General features: G+C 39.7%; 3 protein-coding genes and 9 tRNA genes. 11 read left to right on the top strand and 1 reads right to left on the bottom strand.

Annotated features, from left to right (window positions below; translation table 11 throughout):
* The first annotated feature begins 1 nt into the window (after position 1).
* The 8 genes from BFG57_RS14925 to BFG57_RS14890 all read left to right on the top strand — a co-directional run bounded on the left by BFG57_RS14925 (position 2) and on the right by BFG57_RS14890 (position 714).
* Positions 2-77 (top strand) — tRNA-Thr (locus BFG57_RS14925).
* Positions 78-88: 11 nt separating this feature from the next.
* A tRNA-Tyr gene (locus BFG57_RS14920) sits at positions 89-173 on the top strand.
* A 14-nt stretch (positions 174-187) separates the two neighbouring features.
* Positions 188-261: transfer RNA gene (locus tag BFG57_RS14915), tRNA-Trp, on the top strand.
* Between the two features lie 24 nt (positions 262-285).
* A tRNA-His gene (locus BFG57_RS14910) sits at positions 286-361 on the top strand.
* A gap of 5 nt (positions 362-366) precedes the next feature.
* Positions 367-441: transfer RNA gene (locus tag BFG57_RS14905), tRNA-Gln, on the top strand.
* Positions 442-444: 3 nt separating this feature from the next.
* Positions 445-519, top strand: a tRNA-Gly gene (locus tag BFG57_RS14900).
* Positions 520-523: 4 nt separating this feature from the next.
* Positions 524-612, top strand: a tRNA-Leu gene (locus BFG57_RS14895).
* 20 nt (positions 613-632) lie between these two features.
* Positions 633-714 (top strand) — tRNA-Leu (locus tag BFG57_RS14890).
* 112 nt (positions 715-826) lie between these two features.
* Here the strand turns inward: BFG57_RS14890 and BFG57_RS14885 are convergent.
* Entirely contained in the window at positions 827-1,072 is a 246-nt protein-coding gene (locus BFG57_RS14885) for a helix-turn-helix domain-containing protein (RefSeq protein WP_069718289.1), read from the bottom strand.
* 210 nt (positions 1,073-1,282) lie between these two features.
* On the opposite strand from BFG57_RS14885, the gene BFG57_RS14880 reads away from it, so the two are divergent.
* The 3 genes from BFG57_RS14880 to BFG57_RS14870 all read left to right on the top strand — a co-directional run bounded on the left by BFG57_RS14880 (position 1,283) and on the right by BFG57_RS14870 (position 3,458).
* Positions 1,283-1,356: transfer RNA gene (locus BFG57_RS14880), tRNA-Gly, on the top strand.
* 302 nt (positions 1,357-1,658) lie between these two features.
* Complete coding sequence (gene queG / locus BFG57_RS14875; RefSeq protein ID WP_069718288.1) at positions 1,659-2,810, top strand: tRNA epoxyqueuosine(34) reductase QueG; 1,152 nt, start codon at positions 1,659-1,661, stop codon at positions 2,808-2,810.
* A 117-nt stretch (positions 2,811-2,927) separates the two neighbouring features.
* Positions 2,928-3,458, top strand: a complete 531-nt coding sequence (locus BFG57_RS14870; protein ID WP_069718287.1) for a methylated-DNA--[protein]-cysteine S-methyltransferase — start codon at positions 2,928-2,930, stop codon at positions 3,456-3,458.
* Positions 3,459-3,573: the final 115 nt, after the last annotated feature.

Raw genomic sequence — 3,573 nt, 5'->3', positions numbered from 1 at the left:
TGCCGGCCTAGCTCAATTGGTAGAGCAACTGACTTGTAATCAGTAGGTTGGGGGTTCAAGTCCTCTGGCCGGCACCAGAAAGATAGATGGAGGGGTAGCGAAGAGGCTAAACGCGGCGGACTGTAAATCCGCTCCCTACGGGTTCACAGGTTCGAATCCTGTCCCCTCCACCACCTATTTTAAAGATAGGGGCATAGTTAAACGGTATAACTACGGTCTCCAAAACCGTCATTGTGGGTTCGATTCCTACTGCCCCTGCCAATAGAATTTTTAAAAGAGAATATGGCGACTGTGGTGAAGTGGTTAACACACCGGATTGTGGTTCCGGCATTCGTGGGTTCGATCCCCATCAGTCGCCCCATTGATTGGGCTATCGCCAAGCGGTAAGGCAACGGATTTTGATTCCGTCATGCGTTGGTTCGAATCCAGCTAGCCCAGCCAATCGCGGAAGTAGTTCAGTGGTAGAACACCACCTTGCCAAGGTGGGGGTCGCGGGTTCGAATCCCGTCTTCCGCTCCAAAATGCCGGGGTGGTGGAATTGGCAGACACACAGGACTTAAAATCCTGCGGTAGGTGACTACCGTGCCGGTTCAAGTCCGGCCCTCGGCACCATTTTTTTATTTGCCTAATTAGCCGGTGTGGCGGAATTGGCAGACGCGCACGACTCAAAATCGTGTTCCTTCGGGAGTGTCGGTTCGACCCCGACCACCGGTATTAAACTAATGAAAAGAGCGATTAACTTAGAGTTAATCGCTCTTTTGTATTTTTGGATTTTATAAGATAAGGAAAAGGCGTAATAGGTGTTCAATGCTATTACGCCTTTCATTTAATTAAATTGTTCTTCAAAAGAGATTAATTTGTTTACATTATCAAGTTCAAGAGCACTTGCAATGAGTTCAATGTGTTCTTTATTGATCGTACTACGTTGGTTATTACAAATTTCACTTATTGTAGCAGGACGAAGACGTTTTTCTTCTCCAAATTTTTGTTCAATTAGATCATTCAGTTCTTTTTGTTTCATTTTCTTTTCTCTAAGTACTTTGTCAAGATTGATACGGATTTTAAGTTGCATACTATATCTCGAAACCTCCATTGTTCGAATCTAAGGTGTTAGCAAAGGTTATTATAACGAATCCTATTCTATAAAACAATCACTCGTCGATTTAAATCCTATCTACTCTTATTAACTAGTTAATAGGTAATAAAATCTTATAGGCTAAAAGGTATTGATTTTGAAATATAGCAATGATATAATCCTAATCATGAGTTTAATTAATTAATTGCGGGTGTAGTTTAGTGGTAAAACCTCAGCCTTCCAAGCTGATGTCGTGGGTTCGATTCCCATCACCCGCTCCATTATAATAATTGCTACCAACGCAGTGTTTCGTTTCTATAATGAAGCATTGCGTTTTTTATTATTTTTTGATAATAAATGAATGCTATAAACTGAAACTTACATCATGGGGATTTTTCTTCTTCCTTCATTGGTGGTTAGTTAAACCAAATAGGTAATTACTGACGCTTGCTCTCTCACTTAACCAATGTTAACTCTTTTAAGTTTTGAAGTGGGAGTCCTAGCAGCGTTGACATGTGATAAAACATTCATTGGAAATAATTAAACTGATGTTTAGTAAACTAATTGGGTGGGAGGGTTAATCATGACAAATGCCCAGTTAAAAATAGACTTAATTGCATATAGTAAATCAATTGGTATTGATAAAATTGGTTTCGCATCTACAGATTCATTCTTGGAATTGAAAGAACGCCTTAAGCTACAACAGTCTTTACAGTATGATTCTGGATTTGAAGAACCTAATATAGAAAAACGGACAGAACCTAATATGATTATGCCTCAAGCGAGATCGATCGTATCAATTGCCCTTGCTTACCCATCTAAAATGAAAAATGCGCCGAGAAGTACACGTAAAGATCCACGAGGGATATTTTGTCGCGCATCTTGGGGTACTGATTATCATCATATTCTACGTGAGAAACTAGCTAAGCTAGAGCAGTTCTTACAGGAAAGAGTAGCAGATGTTGTTTGTAAGTCTATGGTTGATACAGGAGAGCTTTCAGACAGAGCTGTTGCAGAGCGAGCAGGAATTGGCTGGAGTGCGAAAAATACAGCCATTATTACGCCTGAATTTGGCTCCTACGTCTATCTAGGGGAAATGATAACAACTATTCCATTTGAGCCAGATACGCCGATAGAGGAACAATGCGGTACGTGTACGAAGTGCATTGATGCATGTCCAACAGGTGCGATTGTACAAGGTGGCCAATTGAACGCACAGCGTTGTATTGCTTTTTTAACACAAACGAAAGGCTTTCTTGCAGAAGAGTTTCGAGTAAAGCTTGGAAATCGTTTATACGGATGTGATACGTGTCAAACGGTTTGTCCTAAGAATAAGGGAAAAGATTTTCATTTCCACCCTGAGATGGAACCAGATCCGGAGATTGTAAAGCCAAGGTTGCAGCCGTTACTTACGATTAGTAATCGAGAATTCAAAGAGAAATTTGGAGCAATATCAGGCTCATGGCGTGGCAAGAAACCGATTCAACGTAATGCGATCATTGCAATAGCTCATTACAAAGATCAGTCAGCCCTGCCTTTGTTAGAAAAACTGTTAGTAGAAGATCCACGTCCAGTTATTAGAGGGACAGCAGCATGGGCTATAGGAAAAATTGGTGGACATGAAGTAAAGGAAGCACTTAATCAAGCATTAGAGAAAGAGCAAGATCAAGAAGTTTGTGATGAAATCCAAAAGGCTATCACTCGAATTCCTTATTATCATACAAATGAATCATAAAGAATAACCTCTTGAGACAAGTGTCTAAAGGCGCGTCCAATTTTTAGTAAAATACTTAAAATTGAAATGTTTCCGTGGTATACTTTTGTCAATATAAGTTTGTAAAGAAGGGATATAATGGTGCAGGAACGCTTGTATTATGGTGAGATAGAGAGTCCTTTTGGTCCGTTAATCGTCGTTCACACAAAGCAAGGTGTTTGCCGAATCCTTTTTGGAACTTTTGAAAAAAATGAATCAACATTAAATATATGGATAAAGAAAAATATCGGAAAAGCAGAATTAGTAAAAGATAAAGAAACGAATAATCCAGTATATATTCAACTGATAGAATACTTCGAGGGGCAAAGACAGAGTTTTGATCTTAAATTTGATTTATATGGTACGTTATTTGAGAAGAAGGTTTGGCAAGCATTACTAAATATAGGATATGGTAAAACTTATTCATATCGGGAGCTTGCACAAGTCATTCAATCTCCCAAGGCTGTTCGGGCTGTCGGGTGTGCTGTGAATAAAAACCCCTTACCAATTATTGTGCCGTGCCATCGTATAGTTGGTAGCAATGGCTCTCTCGTATGTTACCATGGTGGCATTGATAAGAAGCAGATGTTACTTGAAATGGAATATAGTTTAGAGGAAATCACGTCGTAGCACAGAGATCTTATGTGATATGCTCCCCCATAGGTAGACAGTTTAAAAAATATAAATCTGGCTGCTTATGGGGGAGTATTTATTATGTCCAAAAGATCTTACTCTGTCTTTGCCC

It is taken from the genome of Bacillus solimangrovi (genome assembly GCF_001742425.1).
GTDB lineage: Bacteria > Bacillota > Bacilli > Bacillales > Bacillaceae_N > Bacillus_AV > Bacillus_AV solimangrovi.
This window is presented reverse-complemented; position numbering and strand designations above follow the sequence as displayed.

Bases quoted from the DNA above. Each gene is read 5' to 3' on its own strand.
- BFG57_RS14885 (WP_069718289.1), bottom strand. From the start codon at position 1,072: ATGCAACTTAAAATCCGTATCAATCTTGACAAAGTACTTAGAGAAAAG.
- queG (WP_069718288.1), top strand. From the start codon at position 1,659: ATGACAAATGCCCAGTTAAAAATAGACTTAATTGCATATAGTAAATCA.
- BFG57_RS14870 (WP_069718287.1), top strand. From the start codon at position 2,928: ATGGTGCAGGAACGCTTGTATTATGGTGAGATAGAGAGTCCTTTTGGT.